The 21,902-nt window shown below is 68.0% G+C and carries 17 protein-coding genes; 7 read left to right on the top strand and 10 right to left on the bottom strand.

What is annotated here, in order from left to right:
* The first annotated feature begins 13 nt into the window (after positions 1 to 13).
* From AB4Y67_RS01900 to AB4Y67_RS01910, 3 genes are all read left to right on the top strand, one after another.
* Positions 14 to 2,938 (top strand): DEAD/DEAH box helicase, encoded by a 2,925-nt coding sequence (locus AB4Y67_RS01900; protein ID WP_441404114.1) that lies wholly within the window; start codon positions 14 to 16, stop codon positions 2,936 to 2,938.
* A 94-nt stretch (positions 2,939 to 3,032) separates the two neighbouring features.
* Complete coding sequence (locus AB4Y67_RS01905; RefSeq protein WP_441404115.1) at positions 3,033 to 4,703, top strand: amidohydrolase; 1,671 nt, start codon at positions 3,033 to 3,035, stop codon at positions 4,701 to 4,703.
* A 442-nt stretch (positions 4,704 to 5,145) separates the two neighbouring features.
* Complete coding sequence (locus AB4Y67_RS01910) at positions 5,146 to 5,913, top strand: polyprenol monophosphomannose synthase (protein ID WP_441404116.1); 768 nt, start codon at positions 5,146 to 5,148, stop codon at positions 5,911 to 5,913.
* A gap of 54 nt (positions 5,914 to 5,967) precedes the next feature.
* Here the strand turns inward: AB4Y67_RS01910 and AB4Y67_RS01915 are convergent, their stop codons facing one another.
* The 4 genes from AB4Y67_RS01915 to AB4Y67_RS01930 all read right to left on the bottom strand — a co-directional run bounded on the left by AB4Y67_RS01915 (position 5,968) and on the right by AB4Y67_RS01930 (position 9,238).
* Positions 5,968 to 6,309 (bottom strand): RNA polymerase-binding protein RbpA, encoded by a 342-nt coding sequence (locus tag AB4Y67_RS01915; protein ID WP_441404117.1) that lies wholly within the window; start codon positions 6,307 to 6,309, stop codon positions 5,968 to 5,970.
* A 332-nt stretch (positions 6,310 to 6,641) separates the two neighbouring features.
* Entirely contained in the window at positions 6,642 to 7,658 is a 1,017-nt protein-coding gene (locus tag AB4Y67_RS01920; RefSeq protein WP_441404118.1) for an SPFH domain-containing protein, read from the bottom strand.
* Between the two features lie 97 nt (positions 7,659 to 7,755).
* Positions 7,756 to 8,217, bottom strand: a complete 462-nt coding sequence (locus AB4Y67_RS01925) for an NfeD family protein (RefSeq protein ID WP_441404119.1) — start codon at positions 8,215 to 8,217, stop codon at positions 7,756 to 7,758.
* Between the two features lie 145 nt (positions 8,218 to 8,362).
* A complete protein-coding gene (locus tag AB4Y67_RS01930; protein ID WP_441404120.1) occupies positions 8,363 to 9,238 on the bottom strand; it encodes a methyltransferase domain-containing protein in 876 nt (291 codons plus the stop codon).
* A 131-nt stretch (positions 9,239 to 9,369) separates the two neighbouring features.
* Here AB4Y67_RS01930 and AB4Y67_RS01935 point away from each other — a divergent pair, with 131 nt between their 5' ends.
* Entirely contained in the window at positions 9,370 to 11,442 is a 2,073-nt protein-coding gene (locus tag AB4Y67_RS01935) for a S9 family peptidase (protein WP_441404121.1), read from the top strand.
* Positions 11,443 to 11,497: 55 nt separating this feature from the next.
* Here AB4Y67_RS01935 and AB4Y67_RS01940 read toward each other — a convergent pair whose 3' ends face one another.
* Positions 11,498 to 12,160: a peptide deformylase gene (locus AB4Y67_RS01940; protein WP_441404122.1), complete on the bottom strand. Its 663-nt coding sequence runs from the start codon at positions 12,158 to 12,160 to the stop codon at positions 11,498 to 11,500.
* 9 nt (positions 12,161 to 12,169) lie between these two features.
* The gene (locus AB4Y67_RS01945) at positions 12,170 to 13,156 is read right to left on the bottom strand and encodes a hypothetical protein (RefSeq protein ID WP_441404123.1); all 987 of its coding nucleotides are present in this window, start codon (positions 13,154 to 13,156) and stop codon (positions 12,170 to 12,172) included.
* Between the two features lie 70 nt (positions 13,157 to 13,226).
* On the opposite strand from AB4Y67_RS01945, the gene AB4Y67_RS01950 reads away from it, so the two are divergent.
* Complete coding sequence (locus AB4Y67_RS01950) at positions 13,227 to 13,631, top strand: nuclear transport factor 2 family protein (protein WP_441404124.1); 405 nt, start codon at positions 13,227 to 13,229, stop codon at positions 13,629 to 13,631.
* A gap of 33 nt (positions 13,632 to 13,664) precedes the next feature.
* On the opposite strand, the gene AB4Y67_RS01955 is transcribed toward AB4Y67_RS01950, so the two are convergent.
* The 3 genes from AB4Y67_RS01955 to AB4Y67_RS01965 are packed head-to-tail and all read right to left on the bottom strand — an operon-like array spanning position 13,665 to position 16,719.
* On the bottom strand, positions 13,665 to 14,798 hold the full coding sequence (locus tag AB4Y67_RS01955) for an FAD-dependent oxidoreductase (RefSeq protein WP_441404125.1): 1,134 nt from the start codon (positions 14,796 to 14,798) through the stop codon (positions 13,665 to 13,667).
* Positions 14,791 to 15,447, bottom strand: a complete 657-nt coding sequence (locus tag AB4Y67_RS01960; RefSeq protein ID WP_441404324.1) for a class I SAM-dependent methyltransferase — start codon at positions 15,445 to 15,447, stop codon at positions 14,791 to 14,793. The genes AB4Y67_RS01955 and AB4Y67_RS01960 overlap by 8 nt, the downstream gene beginning before the upstream one ends.
* Before the next feature lie 48 nt (positions 15,448 to 15,495).
* On the bottom strand, positions 15,496 to 16,719 hold the full coding sequence (locus tag AB4Y67_RS01965) for a type III polyketide synthase (protein WP_441404126.1): 1,224 nt from the start codon (positions 16,717 to 16,719) through the stop codon (positions 15,496 to 15,498).
* 522 nt (positions 16,720 to 17,241) lie between these two features.
* On the opposite strand from AB4Y67_RS01965, the gene AB4Y67_RS01970 reads away from it, so the two are divergent.
* Positions 17,242 to 18,327, top strand: a complete 1,086-nt coding sequence (locus tag AB4Y67_RS01970; RefSeq protein ID WP_441404127.1) for an AAA family ATPase — start codon at positions 17,242 to 17,244, stop codon at positions 18,325 to 18,327.
* 247 nt (positions 18,328 to 18,574) lie between these two features.
* Positions 18,575 to 19,264: a hypothetical protein gene (locus tag AB4Y67_RS01975; protein WP_441404128.1), complete on the top strand. Its 690-nt coding sequence runs from the start codon at positions 18,575 to 18,577 to the stop codon at positions 19,262 to 19,264.
* A 29-nt stretch (positions 19,265 to 19,293) separates the two neighbouring features.
* Here the strand turns inward: AB4Y67_RS01975 and AB4Y67_RS01980 are convergent, their stop codons facing one another.
* Positions 19,294 to 21,894 carry an AMP-binding protein gene (locus AB4Y67_RS01980; protein WP_441404129.1) on the bottom strand — a complete coding sequence of 867 codons (2,601 nt, stop codon included), beginning with the start codon at positions 21,892 to 21,894 and terminating at the stop codon, positions 19,294 to 19,296.
* Positions 21,895 to 21,902: the final 8 nt, after the last annotated feature.

The raw sequence follows: 21,902 nt of genomic DNA on the forward strand, positions 1-21,902 counted from the left end.
CTAGGCTGGAAGCATGTCCTCATTACCCGGGCCGGAATCGCCGTCTGAACGCTACCGAGCCAGCGCCGAGCGGGCCGCCGAAGCCAAAACCTACCTGGGCGGTTTCATCCGGTCGCTCGCATTCGAACTCGACGACTTCCAGCGCGAGGCCTGCCTGTCCCTGCAGGCCGGCCGGGGTGTCCTGGTGGCCGCCCCCACCGGTGCCGGCAAGACGATCGTGGGGGAGTTCGCCATCTATCTCGCGCTCCAGCGCGGGCTCAAGGCGTTCTACACCACACCGATCAAGGCCCTGAGCAACCAGAAGTACTCGGAGCTCGCAGACAAGTACGGTGCCGACCGGGTGGGGCTCCTGACCGGCGACACGAGCATCAACGGCGACGCCCCGGTGGTGGTGATGACTACCGAGGTGCTCCGCAACATGCTCTACGCCGACTCCAGCACCCTGGCCGACCTCGGCTTCGTGGTGATGGACGAGGTCCACTACCTGGCGGACCGCTTCCGCGGCGCAGTGTGGGAAGAAGTCATCATTCACCTGCCCAGCGAGGTCCAGGTCGCCTCGCTCAGTGCCACAGTCTCCAACGCCGAGGAGTTCGGCGCCTGGCTGGACACGGTGCGCGGCCAGACCGACGTCATCGTTTCCGAGCACCGCCCCGTGCCGCTCTGGCAGCACGTGATGGTGGGCCGGAAAATCGTGGACCTCTTCGCCGGCGACACCACCTTCGATGAGATCGCTCCTGCCGTCGGAACTGAAGTGACCACCGCGTCCACCGTGGCCGTCGCCACGGGCAAGGCGGCCACGGCCGCGGTCATCACCGAGGGCCCGGGCTTCGAGGTCAACCCCGAACTGCTCTCCATGGCCCGCGCCGAGAGCCAGATGAATTTCCGTGGCAGGTTCGGCCACGGCGGCCGCAACCAGCGGCGCCAGCGAAACCAGCACTCCCAGCGCGACGACGCCCAGCCGGCCGGTGCGCGCAGCCCGGTCCGGAAAGCGAGCCGCCCGCAGGTCATCGCCAGCCTGGACCGCCAGGACCTGCTCCCCGCGATCACCTTCATCTTTTCCCGCGCCGGTTGCGACGCCGCCGTCGCGCAGTGCGTCGCCGCCGGGCTGTGGCTGACCACCGAGCAGGAGCAAGCCGTCATTGCCCGGCGCGTCGATGAGGCGGCGCAGGACATCCCCTCCGACGACCTGGACGTCCTGGGCTTCTGGAGCTGGCGCGATGGCCTGCTCCGCGGGCTGGCCGCCCACCACGCCGGTATGCTGCCCACGTTCAAGGAAGTCGTGGAGAAGCTCTTCGTCGATGGGCTGGTCAAGGCCGTCTTCGCGACCGAAACCCTGGCGCTCGGCGTCAATATGCCGGCACGCTCCGTGGTGCTGGAGAAGCTCGACAAATTCAACGGCGAGGCGCACGTCAACATCACCGCCGGGGAATATACCCAGCTCACCGGCCGCGCCGGCCGGCGCGGGATCGACGTCGAAGGGCACGCCGTCGTCCTGTGGCAGCCCGGCACGGATCCGGCGTCGGTGGCCGGCCTCGCCTCGCGGCGCACCTACCCGCTGAACTCCAGCTTCCGGCCCACGTACAACATGTCCATCAACCTGCTGGCACAGTTCGGCCGGCCCCGGGCGCGGGAGATCCTCGAGTCCTCGTTCGCCCAGTTCCAGGCCGACCGGTCCGTCGTCGGGCTGGCGAAGCAGGTGCGGAGCCGGGAGGAGTCCCTGGCGGGGTTCGGCAAGGCGATGACGTGCCACCTCGGCGACTTCACCGAGTACTCCCGGATCCGGCGGGCGCTCACCGACGTCGAAAAGAACGCCTCGAAGACCACGTCCCGGGCCAGAAAATCCGTGACGGAGGATTCGCTGAGCCGGCTGCTCCCGGGCGATGTGGTGGACGTTCCGACGGGCCGGGCGCCCGGGCTCGCCGTCGTCCTCAGTTCCGACCACGACTCCCGTGAACCGCGGCCCGCCGTGATGACCCTGGACAACCAGCTGCGCCGGATCAGCACCCAGGACGTGGAGGGTCCGCTGGCTCCGATCACCAGGGTCCGGATCCCGAAGTCCTTCAACGCCAAGGTCCCCAAATCGCGGCGGGACCTGGCGTCCTCGGTCCGCAACGCCCTCCGGGAGAACCGGCCCCCGGCCCCGCCGAACCGCAACGACGACTTCGGCCGGGCCGCGGCGCTCCCGGACCAGGAGAAGAAGATCGCGGAGCTGCGCCGGGAGCTCCGCGCCCACCCGTGCCATGGCTGCAGTGAACGCGAGGACCACGCGCGCTGGTCGGAGCGCTACTGGAAGCTCCGGCAGGAGACCGACGGGCTGGTCCGCCAGATCCAGGGCCGCACCAACACCATCGCCAAGACCTTCGACCGGGTGTGCGGCGTCCTGTCCAGCTACGGCTACCTGGAAACTTCCGACGCCGGGGTGCTCACCATCAGCCCCGACGGGCAGCGGCTGCGCCGGATCTACGGCGAAAAGGACCTGCTGATTTCCCAGTCCCTGCGCCTCGGCGCCCTCAACGACCTCGACGCCGCCGAGGTTGCCGCCCTGGCCAGCGTCCTGGTCTACCAGGCCAAGCGCGAGGACCGCGGGCTCCGGCCCAAGATGCCGAGCATCTCCCTGGAGTCCGCCGTCGACATTGTGGTTCATGAGTGGTCCGCCCTGGAGGACACGGAGGAAGCCAACAAGCTTCCCCTGACCGGCGAACCCGAGCTGGGACTGGTCTGGCCTATCTTCAAGTGGGCCAAGGGCAGGCACCTGCAGGACGTCCTCAGCGGCACGGACCTCGCCGCCGGCGACTTCGTCCGGTGGGTGAAGCAGGTCATCGACCTCCTGGACCAGCTGGCGAAAATCCCGTCGCTCGACCCGCGGGTCGCGCGACTCTGCGGGGAAGCGATCAAGCTCATCAAGCGCGGCGTCGTCGCGTATTCCTCCGTGGCCTGACCGCCGCAGCCGGCCGCCCGGCCACACCGCCCCCAACCGTCGTCGAACATGCCCGGCCCGCGCCGGCCACCAGTGACCAAGGAGTCCCCGACCCATGACCGATTCACCGGCCACCCCCGCACCGCACCCCACACCCCATCGGGTAACGCTGTACCGGAACGGGTCCGTGTATACCGCCGCCGATCCTTTCGCGACGGCGATGCTGGTCGACGGCGACACGGTCGCCTGGGTGGGCTCCGAGCAGGCAGCCACCTCCATCGCCGATTCCTCGATGGAGGTCATTGACCTGCGCGGCGCGCTCCTGGCGCCCGGTTTCGTCGATTCCCACATCCATCTCACCGAGACGGGCATCGCCCTGGACTCGCTGCAGCTCAGCGGCGTCCGCTCCGCCAGGGAACTGCTCGACGCCGTCGCCGGCTTCTCCGGCTCCGCTTCCAGCGCCGGCGGAACCGTGCTCGGCCACGGCTGGGACGAGACCCAGTGGGCGGACCACACCCTGCCCTCGCAGGAGGAACTGGAACGCGCCGCCGGCGGACGGAAGGTCTACCTCTCCCGCGTCGATGTGCACTCGGCGCTGGTCTCCTCTTCGCTGGCGGCGGCCGCCGGGCTCGACGGAACGGACGGCTCCGGCGCGGGCGGCCAGGTCAAACTCGCCGCACACACTGCCGCCCGGCTGGCGGCACGCCGGCTGCCCGCCGCTGCCCTCCGCGGGTACCAGCAGCGGGCCCTCGCCCAGGCGGCAGCCAACGGCTACGTGGCGCTGGCTGAAATGGCGGCGCCGCACATCGGCAGCACCGATGACCTGCAGCTTGCCGCCGGCTGGAACACGGGGCCGGAGGCCGTTCCGGAGATCCTGCCCTACTGGGGCGAGCTGGCCACCTCCGCGGACCACGCGCGGTCCATCCTGGACGGACTGGGTGTCCCCGTGCTGGGGCTGGCGGGAGACCTGAACATGGACGGCTCGATCGGGTCGCGGACCGCGGCGCTGCGGTCGGACTACACCGACGCGCCGGGGGAGCGGGGCAACCTCTACCTCTCGGTCGCGGAGGCGGCAGCCCACCTCGCGGCGTGCTCGCTGCTCGGGATCCAGGCAGGGTTCCACGTCATCGGGGACGCAGGTCTGGATGCCGCACTGGACGCACTGGACCTGGCGGCGGCGGAAGTCGGAGAACAGAAGGTCCGCGCCGCGGGCCACCGCCTTGAACACGTCGAGCTCGCCGACGCGGAATCCATCAGCCGGCTGGCCCGGTACTCCGTGACGGTCAGCGCACAGCCCGGCTTCGACGCTGCCTGGGGTGGAGACGCCGGACTCTACCGGCAGCGCCTGGGAGCCCGCCGGAACGGCATGAACCCCTTTGCTGCGTTCTACGCCGCCGGCGTCCCGATCTGTTTCGGCAGTGACAGCCCGGTGACGCCGTTGCGGCCGTGGGCCAGCGTCCGGGCCTGCCTGCAGCACAACGACCCCGCCCAGCAGATCTCCGCCCGCGCCGCCTTCCTAGGCCACACGAGGGCAGGCTGGCGGGCTGCCCGGTACCGGAACCCCATGGCCGGCCAGCTGGTGCCCGGAGCCCCGGCAAGCTTTGCCGTGTGGGAGGTCGAGGAACTCATGGTCCAGGTGGCCGACGGCCGGGTCCAGTCCTGGAGCACGGATCCCCGCGCACGGACGCCGCTGCTGCCCGCCCTGGACACCGGCTCCGATCCGGTCTGCCTTCAGACCGTCCGGGACGGCCGGGAACTGTTCTCCAGCGGCGCGCTCCGGGGCTGACGGCCACCGCGTAAAACTACGGGTCCAGCACCGAAACTTCACCCGCCGCGAGGCGGCCCTGGCCTGCGCCGATGGATGAAACGGCAGGTCACGGACCGGTTGACAGATCATGGCCTGCCCGTAGCATTGAGGGGCAACGGAGGGTTGCGCGGACCGCAACCTCCGGACGTCCCCCGGTCAGTTCCAGGTTGCCGCCAGCGCGGCAGCTTCTCTGGTCGTGGCCATGGGTACTCCCAGGGGGCGGGTCCACTTCGCAGCAGAAAACGGTTCCGGCGTCGTATTTCGCGGCCCGCCGCAACTGGCCCGAAGCGGGTGGACCTGCCCCGGCGGCCAGCTTAGGCCTACGAGGGTCCGGCGACTCCCTATAATGGAGAGTTGCGCCTGGTGTCCGCTCTCCGCAGACCGCCGGCGCTTGACCGCTCCCTTCAAGGAAAGGCCCGCTGTGCGTGTCCTCACGATCATCCCGACCTACAACGAGCTGGAATCGTTGCCCAAGACGCTCGGGCGCCTCCGCACTGCCGTGCCTGGCTCCGACGTCCTGGTTGTCGACGACAACAGCCCTGACGGCACCGGGCAGCTGGCGGACCGTATCGCCGCAGAGGACAGCCAGGTCCATGTCCTGCACCGTGCCGGCAAGGCCGGGCTGGGCGCGGCCTACATCGCGGGTTTCAAGTGGGGCCTCGACGCCGGCTACGACGTCCTCGTGGAGATGGATGCGGACGGCTCGCACCAGCCGGAGCAGCTTCCGCAGCTGCTCGAGGCCGTGGAACAGGGCGCGGACCTCGCCATGGGCTCCCGCTGGGTGCCGGGCGGCAGCGTCGTCAACTGGCCGCTGTACCGGCAGGCGATCTCCCGGGTCGGCAGCACCTACGCGCGGATCATGCTGGGCGTGAAGATCAAGGACGTCACGGGCGGGTTCCGCGCGTTCCGGCGGAGCACCCTGGAGAAGCTGAACCTGGACACCGTCGACTCGGTCGGCTACGGCTTCCAGGTGGACCTGGCCTGGCGCGTGGCCAAGCTTGGACTGACGATCGTCGAACGTCCCATCACCTTTGTCGAGCGTGAGCTGGGCGCCTCAAAGATGAGCGGAAACATTGTGGTTGAAGCCATGGTCAATGTCACCAGGTGGGGCCTGACCGCCCGCTGGAATACGCTCAGCGGCAAACTTCCGCGCAAGACCGGCGGCAAATCCCCCAGCAACAAGGCCTAATCGCCGCCGGAATACGCACTTTGCCGTCAGAAGCAAAGGGCCGGGTCCGCACTGTCAGGAATGACGGCCGCGGCGTTCGCGCAGGATCGTGAGGCGGTCTTCGAGGATCTGCTCGAGTTCGGGCAGCGAGCGGCGCTCCAGGAGCATGTCCCAGTGGGTGCGGACTGCCTTCTCGTTGAGGTTCACGGGGCGTTCGCCATCGACGAGGAGGGCTTCCTTGCCTGTCTTCGATACCCAGACCGGGGGGATTTCGGCTTCGGAGGAGAAAGTCACGAATACCTGCTCGCCGTCCTCGCAGCGGTACTCAACCCGCTGGCGCGGAGCCGGTTCGACACCGGATTCGGTCTCCATGCTCTGCGCGCCAAGGCGCATACCCCGCAGGCTGCGATCGCTCATCTTCTCTCCCTCTATTTCGGTTCGCAGGGCACTRCCCTGCGCTGGCCGGGGGCCGTGAGGCCGCGCCGGACTGCTGTTTGCCTTGCGCTGATCACCAGCTGAATTACTGGATCCATACCGGAAAAGTCGTCACAGGATTCAACGCTTAGCGAAGCTAAATTGTTCCACCGGACTGAACCAGCCGGACAAATATTCAAGTATACGGGGATTGGGCACACCGGGCAAAGCCCGCGCGGCGCCGGCTGCCCCCGCAGCAAAACGGGCGGCAAAACAGGCAGCAGAACGGGGAGGCATCCGCCGCGCGGAGGCCTCCCCGTTGTTCCCTCGTGTGGCTAGGCTTCCGGCGGGACCGGGAAACCTGCTGTCGCGCCGGCTGGCCCGGCCACCGGGGCCGCGGGTGCAGCCGGGCGGGCCGCGGCGGGTTCCGCTGCGGCGTCGGAATCCGGTCCGAACAGGCTGTCGTTGAACTGGCCGTCCTTGCTGCCGCCCAGTGCACTGCCGATGCCCTTCAGGGCTTCGCCGACCTCGCTGGGGATTATCCACAGCTTGTTCGCGGATCCTTCAGCGATCTTCGGGAGGGTCTGCAGGTACTGGTATGCCAGGAGCTTCTGGTCCGGGTTGCCCTTGTGGATCGCGTCGAACACCTTCTGGATGGCCTGGGCCTCGCCGTCAGCCCGGAGGATCGCCGCCTTCGCGTCGCCCTCCGCCTTCAGGATCGAGGACTGCCGCTGGCCCTCCGCCGTCAGGATGGCGGACTGCTTGGTGCCTTCCGCGGTCAGGATGGCGGCGCGACGGTCACGCTCGGCGCGCATCTGCTTCTCCATGGAGTCCTGGATGGAGTGGGGCGGATCAATGGCCTTGAGCTCCACCCGGGAGACACGGATGCCCCAGCGGCCGGTCGCCTCGTCCAGCACGCCGCGGAGCTGGCCGTTGATCTGGTCACGCGAGGTCAGGGCCTCTTCGAGGTTCAGGCCGCCGACGACGTTACGGAGCGTCGTCGTCGTGAGCTGTTCGACCGCCTGGATGTAGTTGGCAATCTCGTAGGTGGCCGCGCGGGCATCAGTGACCTGGAAGTAGACCACCGTGTCGATCGAAACGACGAGGTTGTCCTCGGTGATCACCGGCTGCGGCGGAAAGGAGACCACCTGTTCGCGCAGGTCAAGCAGCGGCAGCAGCCGGTCCACGAACGGGATCAGGATCGTGAGGCCGGGATTCAGCGTCCGCTGGTACTTGCCCAGCCGTTCGACGACGCCAGCGCGGGCCTGCGGGACAATCCGCACAGACCGGACCAGCACAATAATTACGAACGCAACGAGAACCAGCAGCACGATTGCGACTGCGATATCCATACATCACCCATTCCCCAAATTTGGTCTTGCTATGGTGTGCGGCGGTGTCCCGCCGCGTGCCCGGTGCCGGTGCCGGCAGCCGGAATTCTTGCGGTTGCTATTGGATCGCGGTTTCCGGCTGCGGGGTGACGACGGCGGTGGCGCCGTCGATCGCGCTGACGATCGCGTGCTGGCCTGGTGACAGGACTCCGGTTTCCGAGCGGGCGCTCCAGACGTCTCCGCCGATCTTGACCAGTCCGCCGCTGGCGCTGACGGGCTCCATCACCAGGGCGGATTCGCCGATCAGGCGTTCCACGTTGCTGCGGCGGTCAGCCGGGCCTTTGTGGAGGTGTTTGAGCGCGACGGGCCGAACGAAGCCGATCATCAGGAGGGACACTACGCAGAAGGCCACGATCTGCAGGCCAAGGTCGGCGCCGGCCAGGGAGGCCACCAGACCGGCGAGGGCTCCGCCTCCGAGCATGATGAAGAACAGGTCCAGGGTGATCATTTCCACCACGGCAAACACGAGGAAAACCGTGAGCCACAGGGCCCACAAGTTTTCGGGTAGCCATTCCAACATCTTTTCCCCCTTCGCCCCGGGGGCTGCAGGCGCAGACCCTCAGTAACTGTCCTTCCATCCTAATCCGAACAGCTTGGGCTGCGGAGGGCAGCGGAAGTCCCGGGCCGAAAGTGGCCAAGTCGTTACCTTTGGGTAACCCGCAGGGCTACCGGCTCAGCTCGAAAACGCTGATCCGGAACCGGGCCGACACGGCGGTCAGCGGCGTAAGCACGGCCGTGCGGGACGCCAGTTCCTGGCGGTCCAGGTGGTGTCCCGCCGGGCCCATGAGGGCCAGCCGGGCGACGTCGTCCGGGGTCAGCGAGAGGGGGATGTCCAGCTGCTCGGCGGAGAGCGCCGCGAAGTGTCCCTCGAGCGAAGCCGCGAGACGTTCGTCCTTCGCCGGGTCGATGCCGAGCAGGCCGGCCGGGCCGGCCACTTCCTCCAGGTGGCCGAGCCGGGGAGTCACCACGAGGAGCCTGCCGCCGGGGCGGAGCACCCGGGCGAACTCCGCCGCGTTGCGCGGCGCGAACACGACGGTGACGACGTCGACCGCGTCGTCGGCGACCGGCAGGGGCTGCCACACATCGCTGACGACGTTCATGGCCTCCGGATTCAACCTGGCGGCACGGCGGAGGGCGAACTTCGAAATGTCCAGGCCGATCGCTTCGATGGGCGTCGGCTCCGGCGCAAGCCGGTCCAGCAGTGCCCGGAGGTAGTGCCCGGTCCCGGTTCCGGCGTCCAGCACCGTCCCCGGCCGGACCCCGGCAGCGCCGGCGAGTGCCGCAGCTGCCAGGTCCGCCACCGCGTCGGCGAGGGGCCGGTAGTGGCCGGCGGAAAGGAAGTCGAAGCGTGCCGCCACCATGTCGGCCGTGTCCGCTTCGAAAACGGTGCCTTTGCCGACGAGGAAGTTGAAGTATCCCTGTTTCGCCGCGTCGAAGCTGTGCCCGGCAGGGCACACCAGCGACCGGCCGGCGGGTCCAGTGAAGCCCAGGCCGTTCCGGCAGACCGGGCACAGCAGGGAAGTGGCGGAGGCGGCGGGCATACCGTCCATCCTAGGGGCGGTGCCGTCCGGGCGGCCCGCCCCCGGGTCACCCGCAAACGCGCCGCCGCGGTTTCCGGCGCGTTTGCGTGAGCCATTTCACAGCCGGGGAAACTGGGGCTAGGCTCGCACTCGTGAAATCCGAACATCTGCCGCTGCTGAATTCTGTCTCCGCCCCTGCCGTGCATCCGGACGGCGCAAGCGCCGTGGTGTCCGTGCTGCGGCCCGATTTCGACGCCGACGCGTACGTCGGCCAGCTGTGGGCGGTGCCGCTCGGCTCCGGCCAGCCCCCGCGCCGCCTGACCCGCGGGTTCCGTGACACGGCGCCGGACTTTTCGCCGGACGGCCGTGTGCTGGCGTTCCTGCGCGCCGCTGCAGGCGGGAAACCCCAGCTTCATATCGTGGAGGCAGCGGGCGGGGAGCCGCAGCCCGTCACCGATGCGCCGCTGGGAGTGTCGGCGTTCGCGTGGTCACCCGATTCCCGGCGCATTGTCTACGGTGCCCGGACCCCGGAGGACGGCCGGTACGGCAGCACAGATGGGGTGTCCGCCGGCGCCGAGGACGCCCGGCTGATCACGGACTACCAGTACCGCATGAACGGCGTCGGCTACACCGCGGACAAGCCGGTGCAGCTCTTCCTCGTGGACGTTCCGGAGCTCGGGGAAGAACCCAAGGTGGCGCCCAGGGGCCGGGCCCTGAAAGCGCGCGCCACGGCTGCCGCCGGGGATACCGCCGGCAATGCCGACGTCACGGCCGGCCTGCTGCCCGCCGCGCAGCAGCTCACCGCGGCGGCCACGGACCACGACGGCGCGGTCTTCAGCACCGACGGGCGCGCCATCTACTTCACCGCCGCCCTGCATGAGGGCAGCGACGCCGACCTCGCCAGCGGCATCTACCGCATAGCGCTGGGCGGCGACGCCGGGGGAGGGGAGCCGCAGCCCGTCGCCCCGCCCAACGCCGGCCGGCAGACCGTCCACGCCGTACGCCAGTCACACGACGGACAGTGGTTATTCTTCCTCGCCCAGGATCTTGGCGATTCGGGCCAGGACTTCGTGGCCCGCAACACCGCGCTCTACGTGGTGCCGGCATCCGGCGGCGACGCCACCCGGCTCAGCGACCCGGAGACCATGGACCTCGGCTGCAACGGCAGGATCGAACTGCGCGGGCCCGACGCCGCGCTGCTGCTGAACAACGCCCGCGGAACGGTCGAGCTGCACGAATTCCGGGCCGCCGGAACACACGAGGTTCTGGTCCACGGCGAGCGTGCCGTCTCCGGCGCCGCCGCGGCGGGGGCCTCGCTCGTCGTCTGTTTCGCCGATGCGGTGACCGCCGGGGACGTGGCGCTGTTGGACGGCGGGCAGCTGCGCGTCCTGACGGATTTCTCCGCACTGCTGCGCTCCGATGCCGGAATCATCGAACCCCTCGAGCTCACGTTCCCTTCCGGCGACGGCTACCCCGTCCACGGCTGGCTCGTGAGGCCGGCCGGCCAGGGACCCCACCCGGTCCTACTGAACATCCACGGCGGCCCCTTTGCCCAGTTCACCGGCGCCCTTTTCGACGAGGCCCAGGTCTACGCCGCGGCTGGCTACGCCGTCCTGATGTGCAACCCCCGCGGGTCCGCCGGTTACGGCCAGGCGCATGGACGGGCCATCAAGGAGAAGATGGGCACCCTGGACATGCAGGACGTCCTGGCCTTCCTCGACGGGGCGCTCAGTAAGTTCGAGGAGCTCGACGGCGGGGCGCTCGGCATCATGGGAGGCTCATACGGCGGCTACCTCACCGCCTGGACCATCAGCCACGACCACCGCTTCAAGGCCGCCATCGTGGAACGTGGCTTCCTGGATCCCGTGAGTTTCACCGGCTCCTCCGACATCGGGTGGTTCTTCGGCGGGCAATACACCGGCCGCTCCGCCGAACAGATGGCAGCGCAAAGCCCGATGGCCCGGGTGGACCATGTGCGCACACCGTCCCTGGTCATTCACAGCGAGGAGGACCTCCGGTGCCCGGTGGAGCAGGGCCAGCGGTATTTCACCGCGCTCAAGCAGCTGGGCGTGGAGGCCGCGTTCCTGGTATTCCCGGGGGAGAACCACGAACTCTCACGCTCTGGAACGCCGCACCACCGCAAGCAGCGCTTCGATGAGATCCTGCAGTGGTGGTCCCGCTACCTTCCGACGGCGGAAAACCCGGCCCCGGCCCCCCGCCAGTAGGGCCTCAAACAACGCGGGGACGCAGCCGCCGGGACAGGCCTGCCCATCGGGCGGATCAATCGCCGGGCAGGAACCCCAGTTCCTTGCGGGCGAGGCTGATGTCCGGTTGTGCCCAGCGTGCGGAATACTCCGCGTTGTTGCTGATGGAGCGCAGCTCGGCCCGGTCCAGGTACAGGATTCCGTGCACATGGTCGGTCTCGTGCTGGACGATCCGCGCCTGCCAGCCGGTGAATTCCCGTTGCTGTGTGCTCCCGTCCGGGGAAGCGAAGTCGAGCCGCACCGCTTCGGGCCGGGACACCGCCGCCTGCAGTCCGTTCAGCGAGAGGCATCCTTCGTAGAACGCCACCGTGGAGCCGCCCAGCGGCTCGTAGGACGGGTTGAGCATGGCGAAGAAGGGCAGCGGCTCCCGTCCGCGGGCGGCGGCGACCTCGGCGTCGACGACGAACTGGTCCTCGAGCACCGCGACCTGCAGCGGAATTCCAAGCTGGGGTGCCGCCAGGCCGACGCCGGGCGCCTTGTGCATAACGCTGCGCATGAGGTCGATCAGCTGGCCTAGTTGGGCATCGTTCAGCTGGCCGGAAAAAGGCGCCGCAAACTGCCGGAGCACGGGATGTCCCGCCTGGACAATGGCGGGGAGCACCCCGGCGGTGAGTACCTGCTCGACGGTTTCTTGGATGCGGGCGGCGCTGAAGTCAGTCGGCTTGGCGTCAGAAGACATGCCAACAGACTACTGGCGTCCGCAAGCTGCCGAAACGAAATCGTAGATGCGCCCGCGCAGCACCGCGCCGGCGTCGATCTTCAAGACGCCGTCCCGTCCGCCCGCCGACACCCTGAGCGGCAGCAGTGTGCCCACTTTGTCATCCGCGATGGCGTGCGGATCGCAGCGCGCGGGCCGGATCCCCAGCCGGAAGTGCTGGATGGCGCCGCCGGCGTTGACCGAGACGGAGCGTGGCCAGGGCGCGGCCTGGTCTTCGTCGAGCAGGGTGGTCCCTTCGATCCAGTTGATCGTCAGGGTTCCCGTGGAACCGGGGTTCACGGCACCCGGGGTGCTCCGCGGCGTGATGGCAAGTCCCAGCACTGCGCTTCGCCCGTCGGCGGACACTTCGAGTTCCGGTTCCAGCCGGATTACGGCGACTGCGGCTGCCGCCTGGGCGAGGCACATTTCCGCGTTGTTGCGGCTGAGCACCCCAAAGGGATCGGCGGCGGGCACCGTCGCGGCGGGCACGGTTCCCGTGGCGCCGGCAAGCTGAAGTCTTACTGCGGGCCCGCCGCCTGATCCGGCCGTCTGGATTCCGCACGCCGGAGCGCGCAGTTGTGCCGGCAGGATCTTCGTCTGGCCCGGCGGCAGTTCGATCCCGCCGGGAGTCGCCGGCCACTCGATGGTGCCGGAATAGAGCGGGCTCGTGAGTCCTGCCCCGAGTACGGTCACCGGGCCGGCGGTGGTGTTCGTCAGCTGGATGGCAATGATCTGGCGGCTGTAGTTGTCGCGGAGCTGGTTGATCTCGGCAGTGACGGGGGCGGCCGCTGTGGCCGGCGCCGCCGTTGCCGGCGGTTGGGACGGATCGTCGGCAGGGGACGCGCCCGCGCTGCAGGAGACCGTCAGGGCGAGGGCTGCCGCGGCGGCGGCGCCTCTGAATTGCGTGGCGCCTCGGGTTCGACCGGCGGGACGTCGGTGCGTCGGCGGGAACTGGCGCAGCGGGAGGAAGCAGCCCATGGGGCCAGTGTATTCCTGGCGCAGGCCTCTAGCAGCGCCCCGGTCGGGAGTTTTCGGTTAGTCTCGTTCGATGACGTCACCGACCCCTTTGGACTGCGTCCTTGGCCTGCTCCGCACTCTGGAATCCGGCGGCGGGGCCGCGGAAATCGCACCGTTCCTCGCCGAGGACTACATCTTGACCGAGGCACCCCATCTGCTGGCGCCCGCCKGGGCAGTGCGGAACCGCGATGAAGCCCTGGCGGGGGCAGCCACGGCCCACGACGTCGTCTCCGGGCAGCGTTTCGAGGTACGGCGTACGACGTGCGAGGGCAACCGGGTGGTGGTGGAAGCCGAGTGGACGGCCACCCTGCTGATGAACCTGCCGCACTGGGACGCCGGCGAGATGATCCGCGCGAGGATCGCGTCCGTCTTCGAGGTCAGGGACGGCCGGGTGGCCAGCCAGGACAGCTACGACTGCTATTTCATGCCCGCCTGAGCCAACCTGCAGGTTGATTTACCCCAGGTTGAATCACTGCATCGTGAAGCGGCGGGCCACGAATCCGTTGACCACGGATACGGCGCCGGCCGCCTCGATGGCGCGGTTCCGCAGCGACCACGGACCTGCCGGCAGGGGCCGCCCCAGTGCCATGTTGATTTCGGACTGGCGGGCCGCCCGGGCGGCGGCAGCCTTGCGGCCTGCCTCGAAGTCCCGGAGCTGCACCCCCACGTGCTTGCCGTGCAGCGACGCGAGCACCACCGGGGCCAGGGCGACGGCGTCGAGCCAGCCCAGGTTCATGCCCTGGCCTCCGATGGGGCTGATCTCGTGGGCGGCGTCGCCGATCAGCACGGTGCGGCCGGTCACCATGCGGTGCACCAGGCGTGAGCGTACTCCGAAGCGGCTGAGCATGCTGTTGCTCGCCGGATCGACGTCGATGCCCGTTCGTTGGCGGATGCTGTCCACCAGCCAGCGGACGTCTCCGCCGGTCCCGGACTCAGCGAGGCGGACCACCCAGCGGCGATGATTCCCGGGCAGCGGAAAGGATTCCACGATTCCCGCCGCCGCCAGGAACAGGGCCGCGTCCGGACCGAATCCGGTGGTGTCGGCGAAGTCGCCCATGAGGTAGCTGTCAGGGTAGTCCTTCGCCCGGACGGGGGTGCCCAGCTGGGAGCGGACGGTTGACCGGACACCGTCCGCAGCGATGGCGATGGCCGCCGTGTACCGGACCGCCGCGCCGCCAGCCACGGCTTCCGCGGTGACCCGGCCGCCGTCGTCGTTCAGGTGCTTCACCCGGACTCCGCGGTGGAGCGCGGCCGGGTCCAGTTGCCGGACGCATTGTTCCAGGATGGCCGCTGTCCGGGTCTGCGGCAGGGACAGAACATAGGGATAGCTGTCCGAAACACCGGCAAAGGACATCTCAGCGAGTGTCCGGCCGCCGCCGACGGCGAGGCCGCGCCGGATCTGGACGCCCTCCGCCACGAGGTCCCGTGCCACGCCGATTCCCTCCATCGCATCCAGCGACGGGGGATGGAGGCCAATGGCTCGGGAGTGCGGCTCGGCGCCGGTGCGCTGTTCCAGAACGCGGACGCTCACACCTGCCTGGAGCAGCAGGGCGGCCATGAACAGTCCCACCGGTCCGCCGCCGATCACCAGGACATCAACCATGGGCGGTCCTGTCGAGGACCAGCAGGTTCCGGAACGGTGCGCGGCGGCGGACGATCCAGCCCGGGGGAGCGGCGGCCCGGAGTTCGGCGGCCGTGTAGCTGCGGCGGATGGACGTGAGGCCGTCCTGCCGGATGTAGGACCGGGTGAACGGCAGGGCGCCGGCGTAGAAGAGGGCGTAGGCGGCCGGGCTGCGCCGGAGGTCGTTGTGGATGACCCTGCCGCGGCAGAGCTCCGCCGACTCGGCCAGGAACACCGGCAGTTCGTCCTCGGCCAGGTGGTGCAGCACATGGTTGGACACCACCAGGTCGAAACTCAACCCCTCAGCGATGAGGTCGGCGGCCGTGGCCTGCCGGAACCTGACGCCCGCGGCCGGGTGACGTTCCGCGGCGAAGCGGCTGGCCCGCGGATCGGGATCGATGGCAGTGATCTCCAGGCGGAGCCCGTCCCGCGCAGCCCAGCGCGAAAGCATTATGGGCACGTCGCCGCCCCCGCAGCCTATATCCAGCAGGGTGGCCGGAGTGCCCGGACGGAGCCGGGGCCTTAGCTGGCTGACGTAGATGCCGCGCCAGCCGGAAACGGCGCGGTTGACCACGGCAAACTGGGCGTACGTGCGGTCCAGCTTGTCCGGGTCGCAGCCGGGCAGGTCCATTTCCTCGACGGCGTGGGCGGCACGTTCCCGCAGCAGGTCCACCGGCTCTCAGGCCAGGGCCGATTCCGGCTGAGCGGACACGGCCGCCGTGTCCTGGGCCGCTCGTGTTGCCTCGTCACGGCCCCGGCTGGTGAGTTTGGTGAACAAGGCAGTTTCCACGGTCAGTCCGGGCCCGAAGGCCATGGAACAGATCCGTTCGCCGTCGCCGGCGCCGTCGGCAGCACCGGCCGGCGGCAGGTCGAGGATGTGCCGGAGCACAAACAGCACGGTGGCGCTGCTCATGTTCCCGTAGTTGCGCAGGGTTTCCCGGGCCGGGACCAGTTGCTCGTCGCTCAGGTCAAGCCTGGACTGGACCTTGTCCAGGATGCTGCGGCCGCCGGGGTGGATGGCCCAGTGCCGGATGTCGCGGTAGGGGAGTCCCACCAGGCTGCTTTCCCGGGAGAGGAGCGGTTCGAGGGCTCCGATGATGTGGTCGTCGATGATGTGGGGGACATAGTTGCCCAGGACCATCTCGAAGCCTTCGTCACCGATGTTCCACGCCATGGATTCCTCACCGACCGGCGTCAGGACCGTCTCGAAGTGGTCCAGCTGCAGCAGCGCCGGTTCGTCGGGGTCCTCACGGGCGGTCACGATGGCCGCTGCCGCGCCGTCGGCAAACAGTGCCGATCCCATGATCGTGTCCGGATCGTTCGAGGTCCGCACGTGCAGCGAGCACAGCTCCGCGCAGACGACCAGCACGACGGCGTCCGGATCCGCCTCGCAGAACGACTTGGCCGCGCGCAGTGCGGGAAAGGCCGCGTAGCAGCCCATAAAACCGAGGTGGTAGCGCTGCACAGCGGGATTCAGGCCCAGGGCGCGGACAATTTTATAGTCGGGTCCGGGGTTGAAAAACCCGGTACAGGAGACCGTGACGAGGTGAGTTATGTCAAGTAAAGTGATTCCGGGACAGGCATCCAGGGCCTTCTGGGCCGCCTCAATGAAGAGCTTGGTGGCCTCGGTGGCGAAGATGTCGTTGCGCACCTTGGTGCTGGGGCTGAGCAGCAAACCCGTGCCGGAATCGAAAAACCGCGGATTCTCTGCCCGATGATCTTTTGTCAGTTCCGCAACGGCCGTATAGCGGGTGTCGATGGCCGCAGAGTCAAAGCAGGTGCCGACCAGCCGGGTGCCAAGCCTGGTGAGGCCAGGCTGGGCCGCGAAAACGTCCCGGGCTTCGGCTTGGACCAGAACGGTCGGCGGGACAGCAGTTTCCAGGGACCTCAGGTAGACCGTCATGGTTCATTCTCAGTGAGGCCGGCGCAGATGACAATGGATTCGGTCGCGGAACGGGCGGATTGTCCCGCCGCCGGCATCAGTTGAGCGGCGCGGCCGAAGGTCCTCTCGGAGCTCGTTCCAGAACGCCGATAATCAACATTATGTAAAGTAGAACTGATTTTCTCCCTTTAGGCAATCCGTTGGGTATCCCCTGCGCGGCTCCCGTTCGTGCTGCCGTCGGATGGCGTGAACGAATCGGCGTTGGGACTGTCGGTGACCTTCCAAGTCATGTCAGCCCCTGACCGCGTCTTCGATATGAACGGCCCGGGCCTTCGGTATAAACGCTGCCGGCGCATGGCGGCCAGCCACGTGATCGGGCGAAGAATGCCCGTTCCAGCGCAGAGGCTGATCCAACTGCAGAATCCGCCGATCGGGACACGGCAGTATGCGCTCCCCCGGGCCGGGTCCTGGGCGCAGTTGATATAGGCTGGTTTGAGTTTCACCAGTTTCACCAGTTTCACCCAGTTTCACCCAGGAGGCCCCGTGCTAAACCCTTTCAAGCCGACGGCCGGTGCCACGCCGCCGGACCTGATCGGGCGCGCCGGGCTGTTGGACGAATTCGAGTACGGCCTCCGCCAGGGCTCGGGCGCTCCGGGACTCCTCACCATCATCACCGGAGCCAGAGGCATCGGCAAGACCGTCATGTTGAGCGCCGCGGAAGAAATCGCAAGCAATCATGGCTGGGCAGTCATCTCCCGGACGGCCAACCCCGGGTTCCTCGCCAGGATCGGCGATGACATGCTCCGTCTGCTCGACGAGCTCGGTGACGGCCCGCCCACCCGGAAGATCACTGCCTTCTCCGCCGCGGGGTTCGGGCTGACAACCCAGCTCCCCCAGGAACGCGTTCCTGACTGGCGTCGGACCGGAGAGGAGCTGCTGGAGCTGCTCCAGGGAAAAGGAACAGGCCTGGTCATCACCATTGACGAGATCCACGCCGTCGATCGGGCGGAAATCTCCCAGCTGGCCTCGGACGTGCAGCACTTCATCCGCCAAGGGCTGCCCATCGGCCTGATCTTCGCCGGCCTCCCCTCCGCCGTGTCTGATCTGCTCAACGAAGGAGTCGCGACCTTCCTCCGCCGGGCCGACAGGATAAACCTTCACGAGGCGGCCATCACCGAAGTCACTGCGTCATACCGGGAGCTTTTCAGCCGGAGCGGCATCGAAGTCTCCCCCGCCCACATCGCAGAAGCCGCGGAAGCCACGGAAGGCTACCCCTTCCTCATTCAGCTCGTCGGCTACTACCTCTGGATGGAAGCCGACAAGGCGGGTTGGAGCCTCAACGAGGACAATGTCCAGACGGCCATCACCGCCTCTCAACGACGCAACTCGCTGGTTGTCGTTGAGTCCGCGCTGTCGGACATCTCTGAGAAGGACCGTGCCTTCCTTGACGCCATGGCCGGGCAGGACGGCCCTTCGACCGCCGGCCAGATCGGGCAAGCCATCGGTTCCAAACCCAATGTGGTGTCGAAATACCGCAACAGGCTCATCGCCGCCGGACTGATCGAATCAGCGGGATACGGGAAGGTTGACTTCGCCATTCCCGGCCTGCGCCACTACCTCCGGAGCTGATGGTGCAGGGCCGCCGCTGGTCTGGCGGACGTCTGCCCCGCGGGCCACAATGAGTGCACCGGTTCGGGGGTGATGTGGCGTGACGCTGATGATCATGATTTCGTGCACTCTCCTGCTGATTATCGGCGCAGGGTTGGTCATTGTCTTTGGAGGCCGCCCTGCGCGAACCCCGGAGGCCCTTGCCCGGCCCACCTCCGGATCGGAGACTCTGGCTTCCGCGCTCCTTCGCTACTTGTGGGGAGCAAACGTGGCGACCGTCGCCGCTGTCGCGTCCGCGTTCCTCGTTGCGTGGCCCGGCGGACGGCTCGTGATGCGCCTCCTGGCCCTAACATCACCGGCGTCGGCACAGGGAAGACTTACCGAGGCCCAAGCAATCGTTGGAATTCCCTCGTTCGAGGGCACGATGGCTTTGTTGATTTTCGCCGGCCTCCCGGCGGGCTTTGCAGCAGCATTCATCTACATGCTGCTACGCCCGTGGCTCCCTGCCGGCCGGTGGGCAGGCCCGACGTTGGGTGTACTTCTTCTCCTGACCTTCGGAGCTTCCGTGGACCCGTTGCGGCCGGACAATATTGACTTCGACATTGTCGAGCCTGGGTGGCTGGCGGTCGTCCTGTTCGCAGGCCTCGCCGTGTTCCACGGTGCGCTCGTCGCTGCAGTTGCCGGCGCGGTCAGTGACCGTCTTCAGCCCCTGGCCAGAAAAACCTGGAAGTCCTATCTGCCGCTGCTGGCGGCGGTGCTGTTCCCGCCTGCCGGGCTCGTGCTCGGAATCGGCGCGTTGCTCGTGATTGGCTGGGCGAAGATCAAACCACCCCGCCTGGAAGGCAGTTCGCGGCGACCGCGGGCTGTCCTCCAAGCGGGGCGCGGCATTCTTCTCCTGGCGTCGCTGGCCGTGCTGCCGATGTTTGTCGGCGCGGTGACGTCGATCGCGACACGGTGAGCCGGTCAGGAACCACGCGGCTTTCGAGATCACCCGAAATCCACAGCCACGGAGGCTGCTTGCCTGCGACGACGGCGGGCGGCCAGCCGGGCCCGGAGCCAGCGCTCTGAGACACCCATGACTCGGGTAGCCACCGCCCAGTAAGCGATGCCAACCACCAGGGAAGCTGCGACCGCCAGTCCCTTGCTGGCCTGATCGAACAGTGGATACACGAGCCAATGCGTTAGGTAGGCGTAGAGCGAGGCGCTGGCCAGGAGTCCCGTGATCCCGTGGAGAGCGCGGGGCACGGGCAGCGTCGGAAGCCAGAGAAGGATGAGGACACCGGCGAGGACCGTGGCGTTTCGGAATTCGTCGTCGAACGACCCGGGGATGGTCAGCACGGCAAGGACGGTCACGACCGTCCTCTTCCGCAGCGTTCGGGACGCGGACGCCGCCCAACCGAGCGCAAACAGCCACAGCACCGGCCCCTGGCCCGGGTACGGGAGGTCAACAACCCGGAAACGCAGCAAAAGGTCCGCGCCAAGGAGAACTACCGGAACGGCCCATGGCCACCGGCGTTCCGCCCGCCCGACCGCGGGTATCGCCAACAGGACAGCCAACCCGAGCAGAATGTGCACCAGCGCCTCCACGAACCAGAAGCGGGAGTAGTCCGTCCATCCTTCCGGACCGAGCAGGGAGTTCAGCAAGAACACATTTGCCCAGCTGTACGTGTCAGTCACGGCAAACGCGAAGCCAATCACCGCGACGCTTGGCACCACGATCCTGGCCACGGAAAGCAGCTGCCGCCGCAACCGGACCTGGGGCGGGCCACTTAGCTGGAACCGGGCAAAGTTGAATCCGGCGACGGCCACCAGCACGTGCGCCATGCCTTCCCAGGAGAACCACCGGATATGCGTGGAGATGATGAGGATGATGCCCAGGGCGCGGAGCACGATGCCGGTCTCCATGGGTGCGAGCAGCCGCCTCCGCCATTTGTGGAACATCGCCCCCACGGAACCTGCGGACCCCTCCGCGTCCACTCCGCGGGCGCGTGCAAGCTCACCCAGCGGCATCAGATGCCAGTCGAGGGGAACATCTCCGAGCGCACGCTCAAGCCGGACTGATGCGGCAACATAGGACAGTGAATCGCCGCCCAATGAAACGAACGTGTCCGTCTCACGGATGTCGTCGCGTTCGAGGACGTCCGCGAAAATGCTCCGAACATCGTTCGACGTCCCCGCCGGGTCGCCTTGGTGGTCCTTTGCTTTTGCCTGTTCCGCCGCGTGCAGGGCCAGGATCGCGGGATAGTCCGGCTTCCCGCTGCTGAGTCGCGGGACAGCCGCCACGGAGTGCAGATGGATGGCTGCGCGCGGCACACCCACGTCCTGGGCGACCGTTTTGGCGATCAGGGACAGATCCTGTCCGGATTCGACGGCGGCCACCACCTGGCCGTCTGTGCCCGCGGCCGCGGCGGAAAGGCCCAGGTCTGCGAGGATCCGCTCAACCTGGCCAAGGTCAACCCGGAGACCGACGATCTTCACGAACCGGCTGCGGCGGCCAACAATCTCATAGAGGCCCTCCGCGGTCCGGCGGGCCAGATCGCCGGTGTGAAGTTCCGTGACCGTGCGGCCCAGCGCCAAATCCTCGGGCTTCTCGGCGTAGCCGAGCATAACGTTGGGTCCGGTGTAGACAAGTTCGCGGTCCTCCAGGCCGGGGACCGGGGCCAGGCGGAACCCGCCGCCCGGAATCGGGATGCCGACGGCTTGCGGGTGTTCTGCCGCGACGTCGGGAGGCAGGTAGGCCATTCTGGCTGTGGCTTCCGTCTGCCCGTACATAACGAACAGGTCCCACCCCCGGCGCCGGCCCAACTGCGCGTAGTCACGAACCCGGTCCGGGTCCAGGCGTCCACCGGCCTGGGTGATGTAGCGGAGGCTTGGCAGGTCCTTGTCCGCGAAGCCCACCCGCTCCAACAGATCGAACGTGTAGGGCACCGCGGCGAAGGAGGTCACCCTCTCGTTGCGGACCAGCTCCCAGAAACACGGGTCGACCACGGAAAGGTCGGTGAGCACCACCGAGGCCCCTGCGCACAAGTGACTGTTCACGACCGACATGCCATAGCAGTAGGACAAGGGAAGGGTGGTGGCGGCCCGGTCATCGGGGCGCAGCTGCAGGTACTCGGCAATCGCGGCCGCATTGGCCTGGACGGCCTCGGCGGAGAGCCTGACAAGCTTCGGCGAACCAGTGGAACCGGACGTGCTCACGAGCAGCGCCAGTTCCGGGTGCAGGGCGTGGCGGGTCCCTTCCCGGCGCACGTCTAACACGGCTTCGCCCTCCTGGACGCGGGCCAGCACGTCCGGGTCGTAGGCAGAAACGAGTGATTCAGAGGCCCGCCCGCCACCGCCAGGCAGAATGAGCAGCGGATGCCCGGATGACAGGGCCGCCAGATACACCACAAGGGAGGTCAGGGAGTTGTCTGCCTCGAGGGCAACCAGACGGCGTACCGTCCCCAAGGACCGGGCGGCAGCGTCCACCCGGTCGGCGAGTTCGCCGTAAGTCACGGATTCGCCGTCAACGTGTACAGCGGTCCGGCCGCCGAATGCAGCCAAGCCAGCGGCAAACGAGACACCCGCCAGTATTGGCTCAATAGTCACCGGTGCAC

Source organism: Arthrobacter sp. YAF17 (genome assembly GCF_052113365.1).
GTDB lineage: Bacteria > Actinomycetota > Actinomycetes > Actinomycetales > Micrococcaceae > Arthrobacter.

Coding starts and splice junctions, on each gene's coding strand:
- AB4Y67_RS01940 (WP_441404122.1), bottom strand. CDS start 12,160: ATGTCTTCTGACGCCAAGCCGACTGACTTCAGCGCCGCCCGCATCCAA.
- AB4Y67_RS01965 (WP_441404126.1), bottom strand. CDS start 16,719: ATGACGGTCTACCTGAGGTCCCTGGAAACTGCTGTCCCGCCGACCGTT.
- AB4Y67_RS01955 (WP_441404125.1), bottom strand. CDS start 14,798: ATGGTTGATGTCCTGGTGATCGGCGGCGGACCGGTGGGACTGTTCATG.
- AB4Y67_RS01900 (WP_441404114.1), top strand. CDS start 14: ATGTCCTCATTACCCGGGCCGGAATCGCCGTCTGAACGCTACCGAGCC.
- AB4Y67_RS01915 (WP_441404117.1), bottom strand. CDS start 6,309: ATGAGCGATCGCAGCCTGCGGGGTATGCGCCTTGGCGCGCAGAGCATG.
- AB4Y67_RS01925 (WP_441404119.1), bottom strand. CDS start 8,217: ATGTTGGAATGGCTACCCGAAAACTTGTGGGCCCTGTGGCTCACGGTT.
- AB4Y67_RS01960 (WP_441404324.1), bottom strand. CDS start 15,447: ATGGACCTGCCCGGCTGCGACCCGGACAAGCTGGACCGCACGTACGCC.
- AB4Y67_RS01945 (WP_441404123.1), bottom strand. CDS start 13,156: ATGGGCTGCTTCCTCCCGCTGCGCCAGTTCCCGCCGACGCACCGACGT.
- AB4Y67_RS01905 (WP_441404115.1), top strand. CDS start 3,033: ATGACCGATTCACCGGCCACCCCCGCACCGCACCCCACACCCCATCGG.
- AB4Y67_RS01930 (WP_441404120.1), bottom strand. CDS start 9,238: ATGCCCGCCGCCTCCGCCACTTCCCTGCTGTGCCCGGTCTGCCGGAAC.
- AB4Y67_RS01920 (WP_441404118.1), bottom strand. CDS start 7,658: ATGGATATCGCAGTCGCAATCGTGCTGCTGGTTCTCGTTGCGTTCGTA.